Raw genomic sequence first — 24,436 nt, 5'->3', positions numbered from 1 at the left:
TCGTCTCTCATTGATAATCGGAACACCATACGCGGGCTTTATAAAACGCGCCTCCGGCAACGGTTCGCCGATCGTTCGGAACGTGCATGTCGACCGTATCCGTTGTCCACGCATACTTGGTGCCCGCCTTTTGACTCGTCTTGACGACAAGACCGGACGGCTGGTTGCCGATGCTTTTCACCCCTCGTCCGTCGATCCCGCTTGCGCCTTCATAGGACAGCGACCAGCGATCGCCCGATTTGTCGTACTGATACACATGCGAATGGGTCGTAATCCACAGCTTGTCCGTATTTCCGTAAACGGCAAAAAGATCGTGTCCCCAGTCGGTCGGCAGTCTCGATCGCCGCACTTCCTCCAATACCGGCGATTCGGCCGTTCCGACCACCTTCAGCGCAATCAAGTCGTAGTCGCCGACCGCCCACAGCAGCCGCAGCCGGGGATCCCAAAGCACGCCGTGCGCACCCGGGAGCGAATATTCCGCATAGTCGGCCGCGTCCGGCCCTTGCGACGCCGCATAGACCCGGACCCAGCCGCCCGCGCTGGCGGCGACGGCGATGTTCCCGTCGGGCAGCAGCTCGGCCGCATGCGGGTTGCCTCCCACGATCGCTCCCCACGTTCTGCGGTCGCCCGACGGATAAGGGACGATCGCCGCCAGTCCGCGGGAGTCGGTTACGACCATGTACGTCCCGCCCGCTCTCCCTTCGCGGAGCTTGACGTCGGAGGGCAGCCCCCATCCGTGCAGAAGCTCCGCAAACCCGTTTGTCCCGGAAGGAGCCCACGACCATAGGATGGCCCCACTTTCGTTCCAGTCGTTTATCATCGGATCGTATACCGATATCCGCTCCGCAGCCTGGTCCGTCACGGCAATGCCGTACTCGTGCAGCCGCCGCCCCGTTTCGGCCTTCATCATGACTTCAACACCTTTCTCCAATTCTCGGCCAGCCGAAACGGATCCGGCTTTCTCACCTCGTGCACGATCGGTCCCCGATAGCCGGTCTTGGCGAGCGCCTCGATCACCTCGTCCCACGCAATGATTCCTTCGCCGGGCATCCAATGCTTCTCGTCCGTGCCGTCGTTGTCGGAAATGTGGGTCGTCACGATCCGCCCGCCCAGCCGTTCGATAAATTGCTGCGGCGGTTCTTGAAACAGATGATTGACGTCGCAGCATACGCCCAGCTCGGGGTTGTCCGCCAGCAAATAGTCCATCTCGTCCGCCGAACGGCCGAGGCAGGTCCGCGGCAAACATTCGGCCGCCAGCTTCACGCCCAGCTCGGCCGCTTCGCGGGACAAAACGCCGAGCGTTTGCCTCGCGAACTCCAAGCGCCGGGACCTCTCCTCGGCCGGGACGGGCTCCCAGCTCGGATGAATGACGGCGGTTCGAATGTTCCAGGCGTCGGCGCTGGAAAGCACCGCACGAACCTGGCTAACGACGCGCTCGCGGACGGCGGCGTCCGGACTCGACGGATCCCACTCCGTCCCGAACGGAATGTGCAGCGACCAAAGCTCGATCCCGAGCTCCCGCGCCTTGTTTACGACCTCGTCGCAGGCCAGCCGGACGTCCCGGTCCGACAGGCGGAGCGGCTGCCAGGTCAGCTCGATGCATTCCAATCCCGCTTCCTTCACCGCGACCAGGTCGATCGGATTCGCCAGGCTGAAGGAGGTGCCCACCTTCCAGGAGCGGGGGGCCGATTTATTCGCGAAATCATGTTCCATCTTCGAATCTCATCCTTTCACGCTGCCCATTACGATGCCTTTAATAAAAAATCGCTGAAGAAACGGATACACCATAATAATCGGCAGCGCACCGAGAAAAATTTGCGACGTCTTGACGGTCCGTTCGGACAATTCGTTCAGCAGCGTCAAATCGGTGGAGGTCAGCATCGTCAAATCTTGGCCGACGATGATCGTTCTCAAGTAGCTTTGCAGCGGATAATGATCCGGCGAATTCATCAGAATCAGTCCGTCGAACCAGCTGTTCCAGTGCCCGACGATCGTAAACAGACCGATCGTGGCGAGCGCCGGCGTCGAAAGCGGCACGTAAATGCGCCAAAGCGTCGTCCAGTGGCCGGCGCCGTCCATAAAAGCGGATTCCTCCAGCTCCTTGGGCAGTCCCCGATAAAAGTTCAGCAGCAAGATCACGTTAAATACCGGTACCGCTCCCGGCAATACCAACGCCCATATCGAATCGAGCATTCCGAGCGTTTTGATCGTCATGTACCAAGGAATCAAGCCGCCGTGGAACAGCATCGTCAATACGAACAGCCATGCATACGCCGTTCTCCACCTGAACTTCGCTCTCTCCTTCGCCAAAGGATAGGCGGACAGAACGGTGAGAAACATACTGATCGACGTGCCGAGAACCACCCGTTTCACCGTGACGATCAAAGCCGTCAAAAATTCGGGCTTTTGCAGGGCGAACTCGTAGGCGCTGGTCGTGAATTGGACAGGCCACAATTTCACCATGCCTCCCATGGCCGCCGCGCTGGAGCTGAACGAAACCGCCAGCACGTGAACAAGCGGAAGCAGACAAAGAACGGCGAGTCCGATCAGAAACGTATAATTGAATGCCGCAAACAGCTTTCGGCCGGCTCCCGTTTTTTGGACCATATGCGCGTTCCTCCTTAAAAAATCCGGTATCCGGCGAACCGATACGCCAGCATATACGATACGGAGATGAGCAGAAGCGATACGACCGATTTAAAAAGACCGACGGCGGTCGCCACGCTGTACTGCGCATCGATCAGTCCAATGCGGTACACGAACGTGTCGATAATGTCTCCGCTCTCGTACACTTGCGGGCTGTACAAATTGAAAACTTGATCGAACCCGGCGTTCAGCACGTTTCCCAAGCTTAACGTCGTCATGAGAACGATAACCGGCATGATGCCGGGAAGCGTAATATGGATCGTTTGCTTCCATCGATTCGCTCCGTCCATGACGGCCGCCTCGTACAGACTCGGATTGATGCCGGTCAGAGCGGCCAAATAGACGATCGTGCCGAAGCCGAAATCCTTCCATGTGTCCGTGGCGACGAGCACGTAAGGAAACCAGTCGTTGTCGCCGAGAAAATAGATCGGGTCGATTCCGGCCAGTCCGACCAATTGGTTGACGATTCCTTTCAACGACAAGACGTCGATCAGAACGCCTCCCAAAATGACCCACGATAAAAAATGCGGCAAATAGATCAACGTTTGGATGCTTCGTTTGATTTTTTCGCTCGCCAGCTCGTTGAGCAAAAGCGCGACCGCGATCGGAACGATCAGCCCGGCGACGATCTTCATCACGGCGATATAGATCGTGTTGTAGACGATCTGAAACGTATCCGGCAAGTTGTATACGTACAAAAAGTTTTTAAGACCGACCCACTCCGAGCCGAATAAGCCTTTGGCCGGAACGTACTTTTGAAAGGCGATCGCGATCCCGACCATCGGCCAATAACTGAAAACGAGCAGGATGACGAGTCCCGGCAGCAACATGAGATGAAGCGGCAGCTCGTGCCGCCATTTGTTTATCATCGGTTCATCCTCTCCCTTCGAACGTCGGGCAATAACAGAGCCGCGGGAAGGCGACCGCCCCCGCCGCAGCTCTCGCATGCATGCCGGCATTACCGTGCCGATTTGGCCCATTCGTTGACTTCCTTCGTAATGTCGGCCCCGCCCAGCTTTTTCCAATCGTCCACGAACTTGTCGAAAGCTTCGATCGGCTCGCCCATAATGATTTTCGTAAACGTCTCCAGCTCCATCTTATCGAGCGTCGCTTTTTTCTCGCCCATCGTCTTGGTCGGCGCCCCGAAAAATTGGCTCATCAACGGCAAATTATGGTTCTGGTATTGGTTGATCACCGCAAACGAGCTCGACTCGCCGAACACGCGCGCCTGGTTCCAATTTTTGTTGTCGCCTTCGTTGAATTTTTTGATTTTGTCGTAGGTCGATTTTTGTTCCCCGTTCAGCTTGGACGTATCGCCGGTTTTCAGGCTGTTGACGACCGCCAAATGCACTTCCAAGTTTTTCGTCGGGGACCAGGCGTTGAACGGCGAATGCTTGAACAGCTCGATGCCGTCCTTGGACGTAAAATAGTTGTCGAAGTCTTGTTTCTCGCCCCATCCTTTTTCGATAAACAGGTTGACCATCTTCATGACCGCTTCGGGGTTTTTGGCGCCTTTCTTCACCGCGTAATAGGCGAATACCGGATTCCCCACTTGCGGCCTGGCCGGCTTCGCATCGACGGATACGATCGGATACGCTCCCCATTCCATGCTCGGATCGAGATCTTTCCCTTTTTGCAGCGGATTGATCGGGTTCCACATCGCTCCGTAATACAGTCCGATTTTGCCGGCTACCGCATCCTCGCCCGTTTTGTTGCCGTCCTTCACGCCGAACTCTTTATCCAGCAAGCCGGCTTTGTACATCTCCTGCAGCTTGAGCAGCGCCGGCTTCACCTCGGGCAAGATCGAGCCGTATGCGAGATTGCCCGATGCATCCTTCACCCACGACCCGGGATATGCGTGGAAGCCGTTGAAATAGCCGGCCAATCCCATAATTCCGCCGCCGCCGATGCCTTTGTTGATGCCCAATCCGAACGTATCGTGTTTCCCGTTGCCGTCCGGGTCCCGCTTGGCGAACGCCTCGGCGATTTTGACGACGTCGTCCATCGTCTTCGGCTCCGGCAGCCCCAGCTTCTTGAGCCAATCCGTCCGTACCCAAAGGATCGAGGCTCCGTCGATCGACGAATTCGTGTTCGGGATCGCCATCAACTTGCCGTTGAATTTGGCCGAATTGAGCTGCTCCGGGCTGTTCCCTTCCATGAACTTTTTCGCAAGCGGCGAAGCGTATTTGGCGTATACGTCCGATAAATCGGCGATCAGGTCGGCCTCGACAAGCTGCTTCAGCTGGATCGCGTTCACCGGGATAATATCGGGAAGATCGCCCGACGCGATCATGACGTTCATTTTTTGCGACGAATCTTCCCCGCTTGTCGCGATCCATTTGTACTTCAGCTTGATGCCCAGTTCGTCCGAGTACGCCCGGGTCCATTCGTTGTTGTCGATCGAATCGCTCCCGACAAACTTGATGGAGGCGTCTACGCTCCGGACGGTGGTCACTTCAATCGGAGTCGGATATTTGCTCAAAGGACCTGCGGGCGCGGCCGGCGCCGTCGAGGACGGTTCGCCCGCTTTCGGCTTCTCGTCCGAAGGAGCGGTGGAACCGCACGCGGATGCGACGAGCAGAGTACCGATTGCGGCAAGCGATAAAGACGCTTTCAAATGCTTCATGTGGCAACCTCCCGTTATCTCGTAACCTATCGGATGTCTTACAAGTTCCATTATAGGGAGGCCCTATTTTCGTTCCTATATGAACATTTGCACTTCCCTTGCCCGATTTGCACCACATCGTTTTCGCCCGTCACGGTTCGTGGCGGGCCGACCTTTGCTCCCGGAATTCCTGAGGGGTCCACCCCGTCTTTTTTTTGAAAATCCGCGTAAAATAAGCCGGCGATTCGTATCCGACCAGCCTGGCGATTTCATGCATTTTCAGGTGAGACCCGGCGACGAGTTCTTTCGCTTTTTTCAGACGCACGTCGGCGATATAGTCGGACAAATTCAGGCCGGTAATTTGTTTGTAAAGCCTGGACATGTAGTACGGATTCAAATAGACGACTTCCGAAATCGCGGTAAGCGAAAGATCGTGCTCCAAATGGGCTTCCACGTACCGGTTGATCGCATCCACCACCTGATGGGTGCGCTCCGCCTTTTCGCTGTCGCGAGCCTCGAACAGCCGCACCGCGGTCTGTATCAAATAGTCGAACGCTTCCCTTCTCGTTGCGTGCAGCTCATAGCGGGACAGCTTGTCCAATTGCACGTCGGGAACCTCGTCGTGCCCGCCTCCCCAGCGATTCACTTGAGAAAGCAGGTGGGACGCGATCGCGTAGTACACTTCCAGGAAAAAGCCCGTATCGTCGTACAAGTCGTCCATTTGCCCGGATATTTCGACCATCCGTTTCATAAACTCTTCCTTGTCGCCGCTCTCGATATAACCGTCCGAGCCCGTCAATCGTTTCGTCAAATTTCGGATCGCCTGCTTCCGGCTTTCTCCCTCCTCGAGCGCGACGTCCTCCTGCCGCTTGTCCACGATAATCATCGTTTCCCGGCCGATTCCGAGCCCCCGTCCGAGCCCGTTGCGGAGCATGGCGTAGCAGGCCGGAAGGTCGCCCCATTCCGCGGCCGTCTTCCCCGTCGCGAATGAGACGGGCACATCCAGCAGCTGCAGGCTCGTCGACTGAATCACTTCCAGCGTGCCGTGCACGAGCCGGATCGTCCCGCTCCAAGCCGAATCGGCGTCGTCCAAGCCGGTTCCCGCTTGTTCGCCCGGCTGTATCAGCCAGATGAAGCGGTTTTGATCCGCATTGACGGCGTGAAACGAGCAGGAGGCCAAATGCTCCTTGGCGATGTTGTGGATGGCGTACATCATGAGCGTTTTGTCCGACGCTTTCATGATCCGGCTTGGCCAGCCGTCCACCCGCCCGATCACGGGCAGAACCGGCTCCCCCAGCCGGAGCGGAATGTACAAGTCCCGCAGCAGCTCGGGCTTCAGGGCGGCTACCGACTTCGTGCCTTCGCATATCCCGAGCATGTACTCCCTCTGCAGCGAAGGGATGGCCAACTGAATTTGCTCCGCGGCCTTGTCCAGAAACTTCGCGTTCAGCCTTTCGGCGTTCAGCGCTTCGACCGCCTTGGCCACGCTGCGGACGACTTCTTCGTCGCTTTCCGTTTTCAGGATATAATCGACGCTTTTGTTGCGCATCGCCGCTTGTACGTATTCGAAATCGGGATGTCCCGTTAAAAAAATGACTTTGCATGCCGGCCACCGCGTCATCATGTTCTCCTGAAGCTTCAACCCCGACATGCCCGGCATCCGGATATCGGACAGCACGATGTCGTATCGCATCGCGTTCAGCTTCTCCATCGCCTCGTCTCCCGAATAGGCTCGGTAGAGATCCAGCTCCAGCTCCTCTTCCTCCTGAAGGAGCCGGTAAATGCCGTCCACGATAATCGGTTCGTCGTCCACAATCAACAATCGGTACATGTTGTCTGCTCCTCCGCCGGAATGATGATTTCCGCTTTTAACCCGCCCAAACGGCTGCGGGTTAAGCGCAATCCGAACTGTTCGCCGAAACGGATTTGAAGTCGCCGGTGAACGTTCACGAGTCCTGTCGTCTCCAAAGGGGATTTGGAAAGCAGCTGCGCCTGCAATTCGCTCAGCTTGTCGTCCGTCAGCTCTTCGCCGTTATCCTCGACCGAAATCGAAATATGCCGTTCCTGTCGTCGCAGCGCGACTTCGATTAATCCGTCTTTTTTCTTGTTGGCCAGCCCGTGATTGTATGCGTTTTCGATGATCGGTTGAATGACCAGCCGCGGTATCGCCATGTTCCCGCATGCCTCCGGAATCGCCCCGAATCGGGCTTCAATCCGGGTCGAGAAACGAAACGACTGAATGTCCACGAACGTTTTGGCGAAGTTCCATTCCGTCTCCAGCGTCACTTCTCCCGCGCCGTCGCGCGTAATAAATTGGAAATATTCGCCCAAATAGCGGGTAAACCGGGTCACGTTTTCGTAATCCTCGTTTTTGGCGATTCTCGAAAGCGTAAAAAAGCTGTTGTACAAAAAGTGCGGATTGATCTGGGATTGAAGCTGCCGGAATTCGGAAACTTGGGCCCGGTACTGCTGCTCGTAAACTTCGTGGATCAATACCCGAATGCGCTCTACCATCGCATTGAACTGGAAGTACAGGTACGAAAACTCGTCCTTGAACCGGTAACGGACCGTTTGGTTGAAATCCCCGTGCTCCACGGCCCGGAAAGCTCGCACGAGCGTCCGGAGCGGGCGGTGAATCAATCGGTAAATGACGTAAGAGAAAAAAGCGATGAGGATCGCCGAGATGCCGGACAGCAGCCAAAACCAGAGCCGATGCTTATCGAGCGGCGCCATGACGCTGTTCTCGGGCAAATAGGCGACCAGCGCGGCCCCGAGTACGCGCGAATGCTCGAAGCTGATGAAATAGCTTTCATTGCCGATTTTGGCCGACTCGACGCCTTGCGACAAGCCGGCCGACAGCTTGCCCTTCACCCAATCCGTCAAAGCCCGATCCTTGTTCCGGTCACCGCTGCCGGAAATGCTCCATTGAAGATCGGTATCGACCAGAAGCGAACCGCCCATTTTGTTGTCGTGCATTTGCCGCAACACTTGTTCGATCTCTTTCCGATCGATTTCGATATCGACCAGAAAAGCCGGCTTCCGGTCCGATAAAGCGTACTCGGGGTAAGGATAAGTAATGAACATACGGTTGCGCCAAGTGATAAAGGGGGAGTTGAAACGGTTGGACGAGACCGACAAGGCCTCGAATTCCTCCATCGGAATCCGGTCGACCATGTTGTTGGCGGAAATCGTACGATCCAGCATCGAAATGTGAATGCTGGCGTTCGCGATATAGCTGCTGGACGCTTTCAGCAGGAGAAGCTGCTTCTGAAGACGCAGCATCGCTCTCGTCTTCTCGTAGTCGGGCATGACATGGGCGGCGACGCTCAGCTTGCCGATGTCGTCATCCGCTATATATTCCCTGCCGAGCTTGGCGATTTTGCTGATATCCAGCTCGAGAAGCCCCAAATAAAAATGCACTTTGGCGAGCATCGAATTGGATATTTCGCTTTTCACCGCAGCCTCGCCCGAGCCGTTCAGCAGGAGACTTACCGTATACAAAGGGGCCACGATAATGAAAAGCGTAAACACGAGACGCAAGTAGATGTTCATTTTCGGACGCCTGAACCGTTTCCGTTTCATGGATGCTCCTCGCTTTCAACGGCGAAATTCACGATGATTGTACCATCCCCGGCACCGCCGGGGAAGAACGTAGCGTTCCGGCCGGCCCGAAAATACGAAATCGGTAGAAATCGGGCAACGAATATCGAAATATTACTATTTTGATCGATCGGTCGCGGGGCATAAAATGAAGGCGCAATCCACTATAAAGCAAAGGAGGACGGCCGGTTCGCGTAGGTCGAGGCGCTGAATCGACGACGGGCTTCTTACGGTCGACAACAAAGATCCATGATGGAGGATTCAATATGAAACATCTGCTGCGTTTAACGGCCCTTGTCATTGCCATGCTGGCGGCCGGCGTTCTGAACGGGTACGATTCGGACCCGAAAACCGAAGCCGCCGCCCCGCCCTGCTGTCTCGTCGCCATAACCGATCAGGCAACCAACACCATTGAAGCGTACGATCCGGCATTTCCGGACTGGGATCGCGATGAAGCGCTCGTATGGTCCTGGAAGCCCGGTACGGCTTTGGGCTACTCTCCCAAGGAGGCGAGCCTGTGGAACGGCCCTTCGGACGCCAAGCTGAAAGGACGCGTGCTCGTCGCTACGGCCGGACAATTGGCCACCGTCGCTTCGTACCCGTCCGGCACGAGAATATGGGCGGCGGACGTAGGCATCGGGAGCAACCCCCATTCCGCCGAGCTTCTTCCGAACGGCAATATCGCCGTTGCCGCCAGCGATGGCAAATGGGTGCGCGTCTACGCGTCCTCGCAAGGCCCCGATGCCGTTGAATACGCCGAGTTCAAGCTCGACTTCGCCCATGCGACCCACTGGGACGAGGCGAACAAGCTGCTGTGGGTCATCGGGCACGATGCCGGGGCGAAGCAGCATATTTTGACGGCGCTCCGCGTGGGCGGAACGGATGCGAAGCCGACCTTGACGGAGGAAACCGGCCGCAGAGCCGTATTGCCCAGTCCGTGGGGACACGATGTCGCCGCCTACGCCGGCGACCCCAACAAGCTGTGGGTCAGCACGAACGCCGAGGTGTACGTATACGACATAGCCGCTAAGACGTTTACGCCCGCGCCGGACGGAGCAAACCGTTCGTTCGTCAAGTCCGTGGGCCAATTGCCTTCGGGACAAATCGTGGAGACGCGACCGGACAATCTGAAGACGCCCCCGGGCAGCTGCAAAATAAACGGCTGGTGCACCGATACCGTCGACCTGTTCTCGCCCGACTCGACGCGTACGGCGACCGGCTCCGCCATCTACAAAGCACGCATTTGGGAAGGCGGATCGGATTTGCGCGCAGCCGTCCTGAAGCGGTTGACCGCCGCGGAAAGCTTTTACGCCGGGAGCGCGGGCGCGGCAGGCGGCTTGACGAAGCTCCCCGACGATTACTTCGTGCGCGTCGACAACGATCAAGGTCCTATCGCCATCTCTCGCTTCGTCGATCCGGCAAACGGAAGAAGCTATTTGTCCGTCGTCAATCTTTCCCTGGCTCGGACGCAAACGGCCGTCCTCCATGTTGACGCGGACCGCAAAATCAATTCGGTAACGGAAGTGTCGAAGGAAACGGGCGCGGAGATCGCAACCGATTACGATGCCGGTTCGGCAATGCTGACAACCGCTTTGACGCCGGGAGAATCGAGGCTGTATGCGCTGCCCGCCGATTTCCGCTATCAAATGCCCGAGCGGCTTCCGCCGGAGCCGCCGATTGTCGGACCGTATACGAACTTGGCCTTGCACAAGACGGTTACCGCTTCGAGCGATTACGGCAGGTCCGGCTGGTACGCCCGCGCGGCGACCGACGGGCTGCGAACGTCGACTTCAAGCTCGATGGGCTGGACCAGCTACAACGATATCAAGAACAACCATACGGAATGGATCCAAATCGATATGGGCGGCGTCTACACCATCAATACGGTCGATCTGTATCCGCGGGCGGACGGCAAAAACGCCGGATTGGGGTACCCGACCGACTTTACGATCCAAGTTTCGGAGGACAACGTCAGCTGGTCGGTCGCGGTAGTCGGACATCAGGCGACCAAGCCCGGCGGCATGCTGGAATACGCGTTTCCCGCCACTGCGGCGCGTTATGTGAAGGTTGTGGGCACCAATTTGACCGGCGACCCGTTCGGCAACTATCATATGCAGTTCGCCGAGATCGAGATTTATGCGCGTACGAGCCCGTTGTCGATATGGGCGGTGCCTTCCAGGCTGCTGGTCGGCAAAACGGGAACGATTGCGGTTGTCGGCTGGACTCGCGACGGACAAATCGACCCATTAAGCGGGGCCCGTATCCGATATGCAAGCCAAGATCCCGCCGTTGCGACCGTCGATGAGAACGGCGTCGTGACCGCTCATGCGGAAGGAACGGCCGTTATTGCCGTCGCCGTGACGAAAAGCGACGGGATCGTCGAAAGCGGCGGATGCGAAATCGTCGTCGAAAGTCTCCCTGCCCCGTGGAACGCCGATTTTTACGGACAAGCGCACGGGTTGATCTCGGCGACGGAGGACGGGTTTGAACTGCGGGCGAACGGCACGGGCTTCGGGGCCGATCGCGACGACCTCGTTTTCGTGTACCGGGACGTTGCGGCCGCGAACCCGATCGCCGTGACGAGCGTCATACAAGCCGTATATAAAACCGCGAACGGCCGTAACGGTCATGCCGGAATTATGTTCCGCGAAGGAGGCGAAGCGGATTCGTTCGGACCGTCGGTCTCCTTAACGGTCAACCCGCAAGGACGTATCGTGATGACGGCCCGAACGAAAGCCGGCGCGATTCAAGAAATCAAGGGAGACTATACCGTATTCCCCGTCCGCTTGAAGCTGGAGAAAACCGGAAACCGGTTTGTCGGGTTTTACGAGAAAAACGGCGCATGGGTGCCCGTCAATGGCAATCCCGGCCGTTCGGGGATGAGCGTTAATCTGGAGAAGTCGCTCCGGGCGGGGGTTGCGGCGTTTTCGGAGGATGCCGGGCTTTATACGAAAACGACCGTATCCGACATTCGTTTCGAGTCGAAACGGGGCATGCCTTAACGGCCGGGGCCGGCGGAGACGATCCGCCGGCCCTGCTGCGCCGAACATCGCCGGGGTCGCTCCCGCGCCGCAATGAATCCCGATTTAAGAAGAAATGACGGGCAAATAAACCATAAACTCGGATCCTTGCCCTTCCTCGCTCCGCACGTCGATCCAGCCCTGATGAGCAGCAATATTTTGCTTCGCAATGGCGAGCCCGAGCCCGGTGCCGCCGGTCGGTCGCGCCCTGGCGTGGTCCGCCCGGTAGAAACGGTCGAAAATATGGGGGAGATCCTCTTCGGATATGCCGACTCCGGAATCTTCTATCCGGACTCGCGCATATTGTTGATGCTTATCCGGCAGCTCCACCCGATCAAGCGATACCCGGATCAGACCGCCGGGGTTCGTGTAATAAATAGCGTTCGTTAGCAGGTTGTACAAAGCTTGGAGGATGCGCGATTTATCCGCAGAGACGCGAATCTCGTCCTCCGTTGTCTGCAATGTGAACCGGATTTGCTTTTCCTCCGCCAAAAACCGGGTTTTTTCCGTCAAATCCTCGAGCAGCGCCGCGAGATTCTCCGGTCCCCGACGAAGCTCCGCCATGCCTGCCTCCAGCTTGGATAAATCCAGCACCTCATGGACCAATCGGGACAGCCGCAAAACTTCGTCGAGGATGGAGGATTGTTTATCCGGAGTCAGTTGCGCCCCCGTTTCTTGGGCCAGCTCCAGCTCTCCCTGGATTATCATGAGCGGGGTTTTCAATTCGTGCGCGACGTCCGACAGAAGCTGCTTCCGGGCACGTTCCGCATCCGCCAACGATTCGTTCATGTCCCGGAGCGCCCTCGAGATCGACCCGAATTCATCCTTTCTTCGGACGGGGAAAACTGCGGCGTTGTCCCCTTTCTTGACGCCTTCGATCCCTCGGATAATTATGCGAATGGGGCGCGTCAGTCTCCACGACAATAAAAAGATGGACAGCAGGGCGGCGACGCAGGTGAAGAGCAGCGACGCGATGCCGATATTGGGCAAGATGCCGTACCACTCTTTTTTGAACTCGTAGGTTTTGTATTGCTCGCCGTTCATCACATAAAGACGGCCTACCTTTTGTTGGCCCGAGCGGATCACCAACGGGTAGCCGTCATTCCGAAGCTCGTCGACGCTCAGACGGCCTTGCCGGTACAGCGGAAATCCGTCCGCGTACAGGAGAACTTCGGCAAAATCGCGTATCGATTCGAACGAAGCGTTCTCTACCCGTTCCCATGTATCGCCATGCTCCGTGTAATACCGGCCGAATTCCTCCCGCAAAGCTTCGAAGGCGGCTTTATTTTCCCGATAAGCGTAATCCCGGGAAATATAAAATTGAATATGCGTGACAGCCAGCGGAAAGAGCAGGATGAAGACGAGCAAAACGGTCATCGACAAAATCAGCTTTGTTCTAATTTTCATGTTCCGCTCCAAAACGATAGCCGAATCCGTAAACCGTTTGAATATAGTCGGAGCTCCGGCTGCCGCCCTCGAGCTTCCTTCGAAGCTTGCTGATATGGGAATCGACCGTCCGTTCGTCGACGATAAACTCCTCCACGAAAGCATGCTGCAGCAGCTGCATGCGGCTGTACACCCGACCGGGCTTTGACGCCAGCAGGTGCAGGAGCTTGAATTCGGTCGGCGTGAGATGCAGCTCCTCCGCCCCTTTGAATACCTGCAAACGATCCTCGTGAATCGTAAGATCGCCTCTTCGCAGCACATGGCCGGAACCGTCATTGTCGCTTCTGTTCAGTCGTCTCAACAACGAGCGGATGCGTGCGGAAAGCTCCCGCAAACTGAAAGGCTTCGTCAAGTAATCGTCCGCTCCCATTTCGAGGCCGACGATTTTGTCGGTTTCCTCGGATTTGGCCGTGACCATAACGATGCCGGGAGCCCCTGTCTGTCTGAGCTGCCGGCATAGATCCAGTCCGTTCATTTGCGGAAGCATCCAGTCCAGCAGAACGATATCCGGCTTATGTACGGTATAAAGCTGCAAGGCGGTTTTGCCGTCCGTCGCGGTCAAGACTTCGTAGCCTTCGGCTTGAAGAAACGATTCCATAAGCGACGCGATTTTGAATTCATCTTCTACGATCAGAACCTTGATTCCCATTCCCCACCCCTGGACGTCGTTCTTCGTTCCCCTTTATACAATATCGGCAGCCCCACAATGTGTAAATAGTTTCACCACAAGTTCGCAACATTTCGCCGGTACGATAGAAAGCAAAGAAGCCGTCGGGAGGATTTGAACATGGACAGCATCATTTTTACGGTAGGGATGACCCTGCTATGGGGAATTGCCGGCATAACGGCGGTAGGGCTCCCCTACTGCCCGACCAACCGAAGCTTGAAAGCCAGAAAAACCTTCTTGCTCTGGACGGGCGGCGCGGCGCTGCTTCTAAGCGCGCTGTGGTACACGGCAATCGTCGGCCGGCTCGTTACAAGCGGCTGGCTGTTTGTGGAGGGCACCGTCAAAGCGCTTATCCCCTTGACGCTGCTCCCTCAATTGTATTTGGCGTCGACGATACTGCCTAAGCTGAAAAGCTTGCGGGAATCCGGCGGGGAACCGCCGACGCAGACGGCGCTGCGCACGGTGGCCCGTCCTTCTGTGGCGCTTTCCTTTTTGGCGGCAGCGCTCGCCTCCGGCATTTCCGCCTTCGGCACCGTCTTTGCCCAGCCGGTGCTGCCCGGACCGGTTGAGATCGTTCGGCGGTTCATGCTGGTTGCGCTCCTTTTGATTGTGCCGGCTATATGGGCAAGAAGAAGATACCTTCGGATTATACGGGGGGAACAGCTTCAACGCGGGTTTGCTGCCAGGCTGCTAAAATTCGCATTTGCAAGCATGCTCTCCTTCGCCGTAGCCATCGCCATCCTCGTATTCAACGTACTTGTAGGCGTCAACGCCTCCAAGCTGCCGGAAGCGTCCGACATGATGAATCACGACCGGATTGACGAAGGGGGCGGTACGGCTACCCGGATGTCCGGGGGCTCTCCTAATCATCATCAGCATCATTCGAATCATCCGGCCGGCACCGTGGAAGTGGCCGCTCTGACAGGAACCATTTCGGATCCTGCCGATGTGACATTCGAACTGGTGGCACAGCGGAAAAAAATAACGCTTGCTTCCGGAGCCGTCGTCGATGCCTGGACCTATAACGGCGAAATCGCTCCCGAGCTTAGGGTCAAGCATGGCGATATGGTCGAAGTGAAGCTGATCAATCAAGATATCGATAGCGGGGTTACCATTCATTGGCATGGCTATAACGTGCCGAATGCGATGGACGGCGTGCCGGGGATGACCCAAAATATCGTGAAACCGGGGCAATCATTCACGTACAAGTTTCGCGCCGATCAGGAAGGAACCTACTGGTTCCACTCCCATCAGCAAGCGGCGGAGCAAGTGGTGAAAGGACTTTTCGGCGCGCTGATCGTGGAGCCTAAACAGGACGCCGAAGCCTTCGACGAACAGTTTACCGTTATCAATCATCGCTGGACGACCGACCAAGGGTACAAGCATGCTTTCGGAAATCAAGATGCCGTGCAGTGGAAGCAGGTGAAGCCGGGTCAGAAGGTAAAGCTGAGGCTCATCAATACGCATAACCTTTCGCAAAAATACCTTTTGCAAGGAACCGATTTCCGAATCGAAAGCATTGACGGGATGCGGATTCGAAACCCGCAGCCGCTGTCCGATCAAACGGCGCTTCGGCTTGGTTCGGGCGGCCGGTACGACGTAACCTTCACGATGCCGAACCATCCGGTCTACTTCAAACTCGGCGATTACAACAACGACAGCAATCCGGGCATCGTTTTTTATGCCGATACGTTTCCGGAGAAACCGGTCTTCCGGGCGGAATCCGCACTGTTTGACCCGTCCGATTACGGCCGTCCCGTCGCAAACGAGGTAACCGCGGCGAAAACGTTCGATCGGGAGTTCCGACTGATTCTCGGTAACGAAATGGGCTTTTATAACGGCAAGTTTCATTTTTTATGGACGATCAATGGAGAGGTCTACCCCCGGGTGCCGACTCTCGTCGTCCAAGAAGGCGATACGGTCAAAACGACATTTGTGAATAAAAGTTTGGCCGAGCATCCGATGCACCTGCACGGGCATCATATGACGGTGCTCAAGAAAAACGGCGGGAAAGTGAAAACGCCATGGGTAACCGATACGTTAAACGTGCTGCCCGGCGAATCGTACGAAGTGGCTTTCGTCGCGGACAATCCGGGCATGTGGATGGACCATTGCCATAACCTGGGCCACGCGGCGACCGGCATGATATTGCATCTCATGTACGACAATGTCCGATCTTCGTACGAAGCAGGGGCGAGGTCCGGGAACTTGCCGGATTAGAATCCGATCATGTTCCCTTTGTTTTCGCTTGCTTTCTTCTCGCGAATGTTCCGATCGGCCGTTTCTTTCGCTTCCCTCAGCGCCGTATTGATGTCCTTGACTCCGGATTCGACGTCCTTAAACGAGCCGGTGAACGCGCTCATCGCAATCGAGTCATAGGGGGTCATCGTATACTTCGGCGCCGGCTTCGATTTGAAAACGGCTTCGATATGCTTTCCTTTGAAAATCGGCATCCCTTCTCCAAAGTGCCGATTCCATTCGTCATCGTTCAAGGAAGGCGGAAGTCCGTATTTCGCCAGCTCCAGCTGCGGCTCCGCGGATAACAAATAGGCGACGGCGCTGAAGGCGGCTTCTTTGTTTGCGCTGGTGCTGGTGACGTGAAGGTTATGCGAATCGACTTGCCAGCCGACTCCCGGCCTCGCGGGAAAACTCGGCATTTGCGCCATATCCCAGTTAAACGGCGTGCCCTTGGCGACCAAATCGTTGATCCAGGCGGGAACGTCCGCATACATCGGCCACATCGCGAGCGTCATGTCCTTCAAGAAGGCGTCCTTCGCGGGTGTCCGGTTCCCGTTTCCCGGAATGCTGTACAGCTTCTGCATCGTCGCATAAACGGTTTTGAACCCGTCGGTATCGAGAAGCGCGGCGTCCGTTTTCGGGTCGACGTAAGGCAGCGACAATTGGCTGTATAGGCCGTTCATGTCGTGGATATCCAGCCCTCGGTAGGCCGTATTGCCGTCGCTTCGCGTCAGCCGCTTGGAAAGCTCGATCGTTTCGTCCCACGTCATGCCGTCCTTCGGATACGGTACGCCGAAACGATCGAAAAGATCTTTATTATAGTATAAAGCCGTATAATTGACCCACAACGGCAGGCCGTACAGCTCTCCGCCCCTGCCCCACTGTTCCAGTGCGTCCAGAGCCGGCTTGTTCAGCCGATCGAGGGGAACGTTATGCTTTTTACTCAATTCCCTCATATCGTAAAGCAAGCCCAGATCCCGATATTGCGTCAGCCTCGGCGTGCTGCTGTATAATAAATCCGGAAAGCTCCCCGCCGCGACCAGGTCGCCGGGGCCGGCTCCCTCCTTTTTGCGGACGATGTCGATCGTCATATTCGGAAACTTTTTCCGCACCGGATCAATGACGAACTGCCGGAGCCATTCATCGGACAGGCTTAGATCCATGTAAAGGCTTAAGCGGGCGGTAAGTCCGGTATCGAGCGTCGTCCCGTTGACGGTCGTCCCGGCGTCGGACCGCCCGGCGGGCTTCGAAACGGCCGGCGAGCCGTCCGTTTGCCGTCCGCAACCGGCAAGCAGCAAAAATGATGTCAATCCGGCGATCCGCATAACCGAAAGATTGCTCTGGCGAACCACAGAAACACCCCTCTCTTCATTTGGGAAAGCCCTTTCACATACGTTCATTATAGAAATCGACGGAGGGAATGTCTTTGGCGAAGGAACGCGACATTTATCCTTTTTTCCAATCATTTTGTGCGATGCGGGCTTGCTGGAAAGAGCTGCCCCATTTAAGATGAAATCAGCCTGCAAGAGGAGGTGCAATGCATGAGGATTCCGGTGTACCGCTTCAGGATGGACTATTTGACGCGTTATTCGGAATTTAATCCGCTTCTCCTGTTTGCGCAAAAATACGAATTCGCCGCAAACGAATCGAGCCCGCTGCGCAAATGCTACGCCCATGTCGTCGTGCTCGTCGAATCCGGCGTCGGAATATTGCGGCTAAACGGCAACGAGCATCCGCTCGTTCCCGGAACGCTGGTTTATATTCCCGCCGGAGCCGTCCATCGTTGGGAATCGGATCGGCAACAGCCGATGGTTCAGCGCTGCGCCTATTTCGACTGGAGCTATGTCAGCAGACCGAAATTTCGCTACCAGAGAAACTATTTTACCGCGGTCGGTTCGTTCCGGGAAGAACTCGCTTCCCCTCTTCCGGATTTGCGGATTCAAGAAGTGACCCGCGTGAACAATATCCCGTTATGGGTATCCTATTTCAACGCGCTGACCCCTCCGCCGGAGCTGCTCGACGATCGAAATCCGATCGACATTTTGCAGTATAACGGAGCGTTTCAAACCTTTCTTCACCACTACCTGTCGTTTGCCGCGAAAGCCGATTTGACGCACGACCCCCGAATCGGGAAAATTCTCGAAACGCTCGAACGGCTGCCGCCGGAACAAACCGAGCCGGCGCTGTATCGGTTGGCGAAGGAGCTCGGACTGGGAAAAAGCCGGTTTCACGATTTGTTCAAGAAGGACACGGGGTATACGCCCCATGAGTATATCCGGCAAGTCCAGTTTCTCCGTATTGCCGACGATCTATGCCTCACCGATCTCACCATAACCGAAATCGCGCGAAAGTACGGCTACTCTTCGATCCATTATTTTTCCAGATCTTTCCGCAGCAAGACGGGCATGACCCCTTCGGAATACCGGACGAAGTACCGATGAATCGGAAACATCTCGCAAATCGGGAGCTGCATGTTCAGCCGCCCTGATGTCGACTGCTGCGTTTCTTTTGCCAACACAATTAGGGCGCCCGTATGGACGCCCGTTTTCTTCGTTATCGCGATGCAGCGCCGATATGACCGTGATTGCGGGTAACGGTCGCGGCGATTCCGTTGTCTTTGCACCGGTCGATCAGTTCCGCCACCGCCCTATAGGCCGGAAAATAGCCGAGACCTCCGACGCCGTCGACAACAACCGCGGCCGGGCTTTCGGTTGCGATTCTCGGCTCGGGATTCGGGTTAATCAACCCGTCGCGCATGATGCGCGCGTAAGCGGCGATCTGTCTCGAACCGTGGCCGAATACGCCGCGGAGATCGTTTTTGACCAAAAGATCCGCCAATACATCGGCTTTGGGTGCGGGCATGCCGGCTTTGAATCGAGCCGACCGATGCGACAAGCGCTCGGACCAACGCGGACGTATCCGGGACGGCTCCTTCCTCCCCGCTTGCGAGGGATAGCGCCAGCGCCTCCATTATGAAATCGTTGATTGCGGAAGCTTCCACCAAGCCGTCCGTATAGACGACGGCCGCCGCGGGCTCGTCGGAGGCACGCGAACGGATTTCGCGGATGACGATGTCGTCGCTTTCGCCGAGGTCGTGCTTGATTTGCTCCAAATTGCGGGGCAAGTCGGTCCGAAGAAGCACGTTCGCCGATGCCACGAAATCGTCATGTACCGTCAACGGTTTATTGGTGACCGACAGGCTCAGTCCCCCGGTTCCACTTTTCGCTGTTTACCATTATTGCCTTGCCGGATGCAGGATAAACGCCGCGGGTTGCCGAAGAAACGGCCGAAAACGACGAAGAAGGACGTCTGCTTGCAGACGTCCTTCTCTTCTCGTTAGACCTTGCTTGCGTACCGCTTCAACTCGGCCCGGACCGCCTCCGGCGTGTCGAGCGTTACCGCGCGTTCGGCCAGCTCGCGGCATGCGCCGCTGTCCAGACCGGCCAGCTCGCGTTTCACCTTCGGGATCGAGCCGGCGTCCATGCTCCATTCGTCCAGCCCGAAGCCGAGCAGCAGCGGGGCCGCGAGCGGATCGCCCGCCATGCCGCCGCACATGCCGGTCCATTTGCCGTGCGCATGGGACGCATCGATCACGCGTTTGATCAGCTCGAGCACGGCGGGATGGAAATAGTCGTACAGCGGCGCCACTTTCTCGTTCATCCGGTCGACCGCCAGCGTATACTGCACGAGATCGTTCGTGCCGATGCTGAAAAAATCGACTTCGCGGGCGAACCGGTCTGCGAGCAGCGCGGCCGACGGAATTTCGACCATAATGCCGGTTTCGATCCGTTCCGCGACCGGCTTTCCTTCGAGGCGGAGCTTTGCCAGCTCTTCGTCGAACAGCCGCTTCGCCCGCCGCCATTCGTCCAGTCCCGATATCATCGGGAACATCACTTTAACGTCGCCGTGCGCGCTTGCCCGGGCGATCGCCCGCAGCTGCGTACGCAGCCATTCCTCGCGGTCCAAGCCGATGCGGATGGCGCGGTAGCCGAGAAACGGGTTCGCCTCCTTCGGCAAATCCAAATACGGCAGCGCCTTGTCCCCGCCGATGTCGAGCGTGCGAATGACGACCGGCCGGCCCTCCATTCGCACGGCGACTTCGCGGTAGGCGGCATACTGCTCTTCCTCGTCCGGCAGCCGGTCTTTCCCCATGAACAAAAACTCGGTGCGGTACAGGCCGATGCCGTCGGCTCCGCTATCCGCGGCGTTCGCCGCCTCGGCGACCGTGCCGATGTTCGCGCCGATTTCGACGCGCCGGCCGTCCGCCGATTGCGCCGGGCGCAGCCGCGTTTCGCGCTCCGCGGCGAGCCGGTCCCGCTCCGCGACCATGCGCGCCTCGTACTCGCGAATCGTCGTCTCGTCCGGCCTGACGATGCAATGGCCGGACGCTCCGTCGACGATGAGGGTGTCGCCGGTGCGAACGGCGTCCAAAGGATCGCCCGCGCCGACGACCGCAGGAATGCCGAGCGAGCGGGACAAAATGGCGGTGTGCGACGTTTTGCCGCCGGTGCGGGTCACGAACGCGAGCACGTACCGCTTGTCGAGCTGCACCGTCTCGGACGGCGACAAGTCTTCCGCCACCAGGATCGCTTCCTCGCGCAGCCCGGCCAGGCCCGCCTGGGCGTCTTCGCCGCGGAGCGCGTCCAGCAGCCGCTTGCCGACGTCGCGGATGTCGGCCGCCCGCTCGCGCATGTACGCGTTGCTCATCGCCTCGAATTTCCCGGCGAACCGCTCGACGACTTCGCGCACCGCTTCCTCCGCGCTGCGGCCTTCCTCCCGCACGAGCTTCGCGATCGCCGGATAAAACGCCGGATCGCTCAGGAAGCTGCGCTGGCCGACGACGATCGCCGCCTTGTCGTCGCCGAGCCGCTCGCGCGCCTGCTCGGCCAGCGCCTCGAGCTGCTCCGCGCTGCGGTCGCGCGCCTGCTCCAGCCGGCGCTCCTCCGCCGCCGCGTCGAGCGGCGAAGGCGCTTCGCCGACGGCGGCCGGCTGCGATTGTTTGCCGCTTCGCCCGGCAGCGGAAGACGCGGACTCAGCCTCGCGCGACGTCCCGCCGGCGGCGGCCGGTTCGTCCAGCCGGTACGCGCGGCCGATCCGAATGCCTTCCGAGACGCCGATGCCGGCAATGATCGTTTCGCCCGCCATCAGTCTTCACCGAAACGGTCTTCGATCAGTCCGGCCAGCGCCTGCAGCGCTTCCGCCTCGTCCGGTCCGTCCGCCTCCACCGTCAGGCGCGATCCCCGCGCCAGCCCGAGCGTCATCAGCTCCAGCATGCTTTTGCCGTCCGCCTCGCCCGCTTCGCTGCGCACCCGCACGTTCGACTCGAACTGCGCCGCCTTCTCGGTAAACAGCTGCGCCGGACGGACGTGAAACCCTTGCTCGTTCAATACGGTCAACTCTTTGCTGATCATGCCGTTTTCCTCCCTATGTCAAGACAGCAGCGGAATGCGCCCGCGATATCGGGCGATGAGCGCCTCGTTGTGCGCGTCCGCTCCGTCGATATTTCCGCTCAAATAAACCGGCGGCTCGATGCCGCGTTCGGCCAAATCGGCGATCGCCTGCGCGAACACCGCATTCAAAATCGTCGCGCCGACGACCGTCGACGTCGGTGTAAACGGCACCTTCACCCGCTCGTGCGTCAGCACGGCGTCGCCTTTGGCCGCCTTGTTGTCGATCGCCAGATCGACCGCGTCGGACAGCCGTTTGCCGCTGACGTGGCGCGAAGGCTGGCTGCCCGAATATTCGAACGAGGTGATGCCGATCGTATAGGCCCCCTTCGCCTTGGCCGCCAGCGCCGCGTCCACCGGAACCGGATTGCGTCCCGACGTGGACAGCACGAACATCACTTCGCCTTCGCGAATGTCCTGCCCGTCCATGAAAGCGGAGGCGAGACCGTTTTGCCTCTCCAGCTCCGACGAGCGGACCGCGCCTTCGTGCAGCATGAGCGGCTCGTAGAAGATCGGCCGGATCGGCACGAGCCCGCCGGCGCGGTAAAACACTTCCTCCGTCAAAATATGCGAATGGCCGCATCCGAACAAATGGACGATGCCGCCTTCCGCGATGCAGTCCGCCACCTTCGACGCCGCTTGCCGCATCCGGTCTTTTTCCGAAGCCAGCACGCGGCCGAGCATCGTTTCGATCGATTGGAAATAAGCGTCAATCATCGTTCCCTCTCACTCCTTCTCTCTGTACGGGCTTAACGTCCGGCTTCGGCTTCGCGTTTCGCCTTGTTCACCATATCTGCCATCGCCTTCAAGCTGGCCGTCAATATCGTTTCGCCCTTCTCGCGAGTCGCCAGCGTCGCATCGCCGAGCACCGCCGTTTCGGTAAACGACTCCCACGGCGTCGGCGTGCAGTCCGCTTCCTCGGTAATATGGGGAATATCGCATATCGCCTTGTCCATGTCAACGAACTCGTCCGCCAAATAGAGCATATACGACGTCTCGATCTCGCACGCGTGAAAATACGAGCCGTGCAAAGGCGACGATTCGCGGACGCGGGCCGTCGCCTCCTTCGAGCCGGGATAGAAAAAGTGGTACACTTTCAGCTCCGGCGTTTTTTCGTACAGCCGCCGGGCCGCTTCCTTCAGCGCCGTACCGTTGCCGAGATGGCCGCTGAGCATGACGAAAACGCGGAAGCCTTGACGATGCAAACTTTCGCCGATGTCGGTCAGCAGCATCGCCATCGACTCGTTCGAGACGCTCAGGCTGCCGGGGAAGTTGCGCAAGCTCCATACTTGGCCGTACGGCAGCGTCGGCAGCAAGTAGCTGTCCGTCAGCTCGGCCAGCTTTGCGCCCATTCGCTCCGCCAGCAAGTTGTCGGTGCCGAGCGGCAGATGCGAACCGTGCGCCTCGACGGCGCCGACCGGCAAAATCGCGACTTTCTTTTCGGCGATGCGCGCCTTCACGTCATAAGCGTTTTCGTATTGAAATTGCACGACGTACGCCCTCCTCTCCTGTAGCTTTTCGATGGACCCCGAGTCCGCGCCGATAGTGCTCTTTCGAACACTATACCGTCAAAAATGACGCACTCCCGTCGAGATAGTGCTGCTTTGAACACTATCCGGCACTATTCATGTGCTCGATGCCCCGAATCCGCGTTGATAGTGTTCTTTCGAACACTATACCTGCAAAATTGTCGCGCTCCCGCCGAGATAACGCTCCTTCGAGCACTATCTCGTCCTACGACTTACTTTTTGAACGAAAAGCAAGCCGCCGGATTTTTCACGAAAAATTTGTCCGCCAGCATGTCGCCGTCGAAGCCGGCCCGGTTCGCTTCATCAACGAAGCGCGGCAGCCATTTCGCCTTGATGTACTCCAGCCCGAGGCCGTGGTCGTAATGCTTGTAGTACGTCTTGCGCGCAGTATCGCCGCTGATCAAAATTTGATCCTCGTACCCTTTGCGCACGAGCTCGAGAATCAACGCGATGCGGGTGCTCTCCGGCGCGTATTTGATTTTGCCGATACCGTCGAAGCTGAGATAAACGCCCGCCTTGGCGAGCTGCTCGTGCAAATACGGATCGGGGTTGCGGTCCATATGACCGAGGCTGACGTAGCGAAGGTCGACGTTTTCGCTCCGCAGCAGCTCGAGCTGCTCCAGCGCCATCGTGCCGACCTCCGTATGGGAATGAATCGGCGCCTTCGTCTCGTGGTGCGCCCGTGCGACGGCGCGCAGCGTTTTCTCCTCGAGCGGCGTAATCCGGTTGTAGCCGGTGCCGAACTTCACCTGGCCCGCTTTGAACGGCGTCCCTTCCAGCCCTTCCTCGACTTCGCGGACGACGAACTCGGTCAGCTCGTTGATCGTTGCCTTGTCGATCCATTCCGCGTACGTCGCGTAATCGCCGATGATCGGCTTCAGCTCCTCCTTGATCCGGGCGTCCCACAAAAAGCTTTTGTTGAACCCGGCCGTGCCGACGATTTTGACGCCGGTTTCGAGCCCGATCCGGCGCACCGCTTCCACGTCGCGGCCGTAATCGACCGCCGTCGCGTCCACGATTGCTTCGCCGCCGCACGCTTTGAAATCGGCGACGTCGAGCTTCGATTTTTCCGGATCGTCCAGCAGCAAGTCCGACTCGCCCCGTTCCGCCCAGAAGGCCGGCCGGCATACGATATGCTCGTGCGAATACGTGAATCCGAGCGACTGCGGCGAAATGTCTCCCTCCAAAGTCCGAATAAAGCTCATGTCTCCCTACTCCCTTCCAAACTTAATGACATT

At 57.9% G+C, this 24,436-nt stretch carries 19 protein-coding genes; 3 read left to right on the top strand and 16 right to left on the bottom strand.

Going from position 1 to position 24,436, the window contains the following annotated elements; translation table 11 throughout:
• Positions 1 to 7 precede the first annotated feature (7 nt).
• The 7 genes from PV407_RS17950 to PV407_RS17920 all read right to left on the bottom strand — a co-directional run bounded on the left by PV407_RS17950 (position 8) and on the right by PV407_RS17920 (position 8,833).
• Positions 8 to 910 carry a DUF6528 family protein gene (locus PV407_RS17950; RefSeq protein WP_332091307.1) on the bottom strand — a complete coding sequence of 301 codons (903 nt, stop codon included), beginning with the start codon at positions 908 to 910 and terminating at the stop codon, positions 8 to 10.
• Positions 907 to 1,713 carry a sugar phosphate isomerase/epimerase family protein gene (locus tag PV407_RS17945; RefSeq protein WP_332091306.1) on the bottom strand — a complete coding sequence of 269 codons (807 nt, stop codon included), beginning with the start codon at positions 1,711 to 1,713 and terminating at the stop codon, positions 907 to 909. The genes PV407_RS17950 and PV407_RS17945 overlap by 4 nt, the downstream gene beginning before the upstream one ends.
• A 9-nt stretch (positions 1,714 to 1,722) precedes the next feature.
• Positions 1,723 to 2,607 carry a carbohydrate ABC transporter permease gene (locus tag PV407_RS17940; protein WP_332091305.1) on the bottom strand — a complete coding sequence of 295 codons (885 nt, stop codon included), beginning with the start codon at positions 2,605 to 2,607 and terminating at the stop codon, positions 1,723 to 1,725.
• 14 nt (positions 2,608 to 2,621) lie between these two features.
• Positions 2,622 to 3,515, bottom strand: coding sequence for an ABC transporter permease (locus tag PV407_RS17935; RefSeq protein ID WP_332091304.1), 894 nt, complete (start codon positions 3,513 to 3,515; stop codon positions 2,622 to 2,624).
• A gap of 89 nt (positions 3,516 to 3,604) precedes the next feature.
• Positions 3,605 to 5,272: an extracellular solute-binding protein gene (locus PV407_RS17930; RefSeq protein ID WP_332091303.1), complete on the bottom strand. Its 1,668-nt coding sequence runs from the start codon at positions 5,270 to 5,272 to the stop codon at positions 3,605 to 3,607.
• A 130-nt stretch (positions 5,273 to 5,402) separates the two neighbouring features.
• Positions 5,403 to 7,082 (bottom strand): response regulator, encoded by a 1,680-nt coding sequence (locus PV407_RS17925; RefSeq protein WP_332091302.1) that lies wholly within the window; start codon positions 7,080 to 7,082, stop codon positions 5,403 to 5,405.
• Positions 7,067 to 8,833: a sensor histidine kinase gene (locus PV407_RS17920; protein ID WP_332091301.1), complete on the bottom strand. Its 1,767-nt coding sequence runs from the start codon at positions 8,831 to 8,833 to the stop codon at positions 7,067 to 7,069. Before PV407_RS17920 ends, PV407_RS17925 begins: the two co-directional genes overlap by 16 nt.
• 284 nt (positions 8,834 to 9,117) lie before the next feature.
• On the opposite strand from PV407_RS17920, the gene PV407_RS17915 reads away from it, so the two are divergent.
• Entirely contained in the window at positions 9,118 to 11,853 is a 2,736-nt protein-coding gene (locus PV407_RS17915) for a DUF6528 family protein (protein WP_332091300.1), read from the top strand.
• A gap of 84 nt (positions 11,854 to 11,937) precedes the next feature.
• On the opposite strand, the gene PV407_RS17910 is transcribed toward PV407_RS17915, so the two are convergent.
• Positions 11,938 to 13,278, bottom strand: a complete 1,341-nt coding sequence (locus PV407_RS17910) for a sensor histidine kinase (RefSeq protein ID WP_332091299.1) — start codon at positions 13,276 to 13,278, stop codon at positions 11,938 to 11,940.
• Positions 13,268 to 13,966, bottom strand: coding sequence for a response regulator transcription factor (locus PV407_RS17905; protein ID WP_332091298.1), 699 nt, complete (start codon positions 13,964 to 13,966; stop codon positions 13,268 to 13,270). The genes PV407_RS17910 and PV407_RS17905 overlap by 11 nt, the downstream gene beginning before the upstream one ends.
• Positions 13,967 to 14,104: 138 nt before the next feature.
• Between PV407_RS17905 and PV407_RS17900 the strand changes: the two genes are divergently transcribed.
• Positions 14,105 to 16,204: a multicopper oxidase family protein gene (locus PV407_RS17900; RefSeq protein ID WP_332091296.1), complete on the top strand. Its 2,100-nt coding sequence runs from the start codon at positions 14,105 to 14,107 to the stop codon at positions 16,202 to 16,204.
• Here PV407_RS17900 and PV407_RS17895 read toward each other — a convergent pair.
• Entirely contained in the window at positions 16,201 to 17,532 is a 1,332-nt protein-coding gene (locus tag PV407_RS17895; protein WP_332091295.1) for an ABC transporter substrate-binding protein, read from the bottom strand. The genes PV407_RS17900 and PV407_RS17895 overlap by 4 nt on opposite strands.
• Positions 17,533 to 17,763: 231 nt before the next feature.
• Here PV407_RS17895 and PV407_RS17890 point away from each other — a divergent pair, with 231 nt between their 5' ends.
• Positions 17,764 to 18,663 (top strand): AraC family transcriptional regulator, encoded by a 900-nt coding sequence (locus PV407_RS17890; RefSeq protein WP_332091294.1) that lies wholly within the window; start codon positions 17,764 to 17,766, stop codon positions 18,661 to 18,663.
• Positions 18,664 to 18,775: 112 nt separating this feature from the next.
• Here PV407_RS17890 and PV407_RS17885 read toward each other — a convergent pair whose 3' ends face one another.
• The 6 genes from PV407_RS17885 to PV407_RS17860 all read right to left on the bottom strand — a co-directional run bounded on the left by PV407_RS17885 (position 18,776) and on the right by PV407_RS17860 (position 24,403).
• On the bottom strand, positions 18,776 to 19,084 hold the full coding sequence (locus PV407_RS17885; RefSeq protein WP_332091293.1) for an Ldh family oxidoreductase: 309 nt from the start codon (positions 19,082 to 19,084) through the stop codon (positions 18,776 to 18,778).
• 474 nt (positions 19,085 to 19,558) lie between these two features.
• Positions 19,559 to 21,367, bottom strand: a complete 1,809-nt coding sequence (ptsP, locus tag PV407_RS17880; RefSeq protein ID WP_332091292.1) for a phosphoenolpyruvate--protein phosphotransferase — start codon at positions 21,365 to 21,367, stop codon at positions 19,559 to 19,561.
• Positions 21,367 to 21,633, bottom strand: coding sequence for an HPr family phosphocarrier protein (locus PV407_RS17875; protein ID WP_332091291.1), 267 nt, complete (start codon positions 21,631 to 21,633; stop codon positions 21,367 to 21,369). The genes ptsP and PV407_RS17875 overlap by 1 nt, the downstream gene beginning before the upstream one ends.
• Before the next feature lie 18 nt (positions 21,634 to 21,651).
• Complete coding sequence (locus PV407_RS17870; protein ID WP_332091290.1) at positions 21,652 to 22,386, bottom strand: SIS domain-containing protein; 735 nt, start codon at positions 22,384 to 22,386, stop codon at positions 21,652 to 21,654.
• A gap of 32 nt (positions 22,387 to 22,418) precedes the next feature.
• Positions 22,419 to 23,159, bottom strand: coding sequence for a creatininase family protein (locus PV407_RS17865; protein ID WP_332091289.1), 741 nt, complete (start codon positions 23,157 to 23,159; stop codon positions 22,419 to 22,421).
• 251 nt (positions 23,160 to 23,410) lie between these two features.
• Positions 23,411 to 24,403, bottom strand: coding sequence for a phosphotriesterase family protein (locus tag PV407_RS17860; RefSeq protein WP_332091288.1), 993 nt, complete (start codon positions 24,401 to 24,403; stop codon positions 23,411 to 23,413).
• Positions 24,404 to 24,436 lie beyond the last annotated feature (33 nt).

This window comes from Paenibacillus sp. GYB003 (assembly GCF_036577625.1).
Classification (GTDB): Bacteria; Bacillota; Bacilli; order Paenibacillales; family NBRC-103111; genus Paenibacillus_AB.
The sequence above is the reverse complement of the archived record's forward strand: the minus strand, read 5'-3'. Positions and strand labels throughout refer to the sequence as shown.

Coding starts and splice junctions, on each gene's coding strand:
- PV407_RS17950 (WP_332091307.1), bottom strand. CDS start 910: ATGATGAAGGCCGAAACGGGGCGGCGGCTGCACGAGTACGGCATTGCC.
- PV407_RS17945 (WP_332091306.1), bottom strand. CDS start 1,713: ATGGAACATGATTTCGCGAATAAATCGGCCCCCCGCTCCTGGAAGGTG.
- PV407_RS17940 (WP_332091305.1), bottom strand. CDS start 2,607: ATGGTCCAAAAAACGGGAGCCGGCCGAAAGCTGTTTGCGGCATTCAAT.
- PV407_RS17935 (WP_332091304.1), bottom strand. CDS start 3,515: ATGATAAACAAATGGCGGCACGAGCTGCCGCTTCATCTCATGTTGCTG.
- PV407_RS17930 (WP_332091303.1), bottom strand. CDS start 5,272: ATGAAGCATTTGAAAGCGTCTTTATCGCTTGCCGCAATCGGTACTCTG.
- PV407_RS17925 (WP_332091302.1), bottom strand. CDS start 7,082: ATGTACCGATTGTTGATTGTGGACGACGAACCGATTATCGTGGACGGC.
- PV407_RS17920 (WP_332091301.1), bottom strand. CDS start 8,833: ATGAAACGGAAACGGTTCAGGCGTCCGAAAATGAACATCTACTTGCGT.
- PV407_RS17915 (WP_332091300.1), top strand. CDS start 9,118: ATGAAACATCTGCTGCGTTTAACGGCCCTTGTCATTGCCATGCTGGCG.
- PV407_RS17910 (WP_332091299.1), bottom strand. CDS start 13,278: ATGAAAATTAGAACAAAGCTGATTTTGTCGATGACCGTTTTGCTCGTC.
- PV407_RS17905 (WP_332091298.1), bottom strand. CDS start 13,966: ATGGGAATCAAGGTTCTGATCGTAGAAGATGAATTCAAAATCGCGTCG.
- PV407_RS17900 (WP_332091296.1), top strand. CDS start 14,105: ATGGACAGCATCATTTTTACGGTAGGGATGACCCTGCTATGGGGAATT.
- PV407_RS17890 (WP_332091294.1), top strand. CDS start 17,764: ATGAGGATTCCGGTGTACCGCTTCAGGATGGACTATTTGACGCGTTAT.
- PV407_RS17885 (WP_332091293.1), bottom strand. CDS start 19,084: ATGCCCGCACCCAAAGCCGATGTATTGGCGGATCTTTTGGTCAAAAAC.
- ptsP (WP_332091292.1), bottom strand. CDS start 21,367: ATGGCGGGCGAAACGATCATTGCCGGCATCGGCGTCTCGGAAGGCATT.
- PV407_RS17875 (WP_332091291.1), bottom strand. CDS start 21,633: ATGATCAGCAAAGAGTTGACCGTATTGAACGAGCAAGGGTTTCACGTC.
- PV407_RS17870 (WP_332091290.1), bottom strand. CDS start 22,386: ATGATTGACGCTTATTTCCAATCGATCGAAACGATGCTCGGCCGCGTG.
- PV407_RS17860 (WP_332091288.1), bottom strand. CDS start 24,403: ATGAGCTTTATTCGGACTTTGGAGGGAGACATTTCGCCGCAGTCGCTC.